The organism is Paracoccus alkanivorans, from assembly GCF_003697785.1.
In the GTDB taxonomy this organism is placed as follows: domain Bacteria; phylum Pseudomonadota; class Alphaproteobacteria; order Rhodobacterales; family Rhodobacteraceae; genus Paracoccus; species Paracoccus alkanivorans.
This window is the reverse complement of the sequence record NZ_QOKZ01000037.1, coordinates 1-1,090: the sequence shown is the minus strand read 5'-3', so window position 1 is coordinate 1,090 and position 1,090 is coordinate 1. Positions and strand designations below refer to the sequence as shown.

The following is a 1,090-nucleotide window of genomic DNA, read 5'->3' as shown; positions in this document are numbered from 1 at the left end:
TATAGCAGCAATGCTAAAATGTCCCACATTGGCAAAGCAGGAATGTCACACTCCCCCGACGAGCCAAGCAAATAACAATTCGGGGGACGGTCATGGGATGGGTATTGATGAGCGAACGCGATCTGAACCGGCTCAAAATCCTGAAGGATGTGGAGGCTGAGCATCTCAGCGTCACGGACGCGGCGTGTCTGCTGAACCTGAGCCGGCGCCAGGTGCATCGGCTCATGGCACGATACCGGAGCTCGGGGCCTGCCGGTGTGGCGCATCGGGCACGCGGTCGGCGGCCCAATAATGCGATCTGTGCTGAACGACGCACGGAAATTCTCGAACTGGTGCGGAATGAATACTCCGATTTCGGCCCGACATTCGCAGCAGAGAAGCTGGAGGAATTGCACGACATCCGGATTTCGCGCGAGAGCCTGCGCAAATGGATGATCGAGGATGGTTTATGGATCTCGCGCAAACATCGCCGGACCCTGCATCAGCCGCGGCTACGCCGCGAAGCCCTGGGAGAACTGATCCAGATCGACGGCTCGGAACACCGATGGTTCGAGGATCGCGGCCCGGCCTGTACCCTGCTGGTGTTCATCGATGATGCCACCGGCAAGCTGATGCAGATGCGCTTCGTGGCTTCCGAGAGCACCTTCGCCTATTTCGAGGCGTTGGAAGGTTACCTGAATGAGCACGGCCGACCAGTTGCCTTTTATTCCGACAAGCACAGCGTATTCCGTGTGAACCACCCCGATCCCCGAACCGGTCATGGCATGACACAATTCGGCCGGGCACTGAACGAGTTGAATATCGAGATCATCTGCGCGAATTCCTCACAGGCCAAGGGCCGCGTGGAACGGGCCAACCGGACGCTGCAGGACCGGCTCGTCAAGGAACTTCGACTCGCAGGCATCAGCGACAGGATGGCAGCCAACGCTTTCCTGCCGGGATTCATCGCCGCGTTCAATGCACGCTTTGCCCGCCAGCCACGCCGGCCGGACAATTTGCACCGATCGCTGAATGTCGAGCCCGATCGGCTGCGCCAGATCCTGTGCCGCCGCGATGAGCGTTTCGTGTCCAGGCAATTGGCCCTGTCCTA

Annotated in this window: 1 protein-coding gene; it reads left to right on the top strand. The window is 59.5% G+C overall.

Going from position 1 to position 1,090, the window contains the following annotated elements; translation table 11 throughout:
* Positions 1 to 92: 92 nt before the first annotated feature.
* Positions 93 to 1,090 (top strand): ISNCY family transposase (locus tag C9E81_RS22605; protein ID WP_122114600.1); only part of this gene is annotated, 998 nt, incomplete at its 3' end.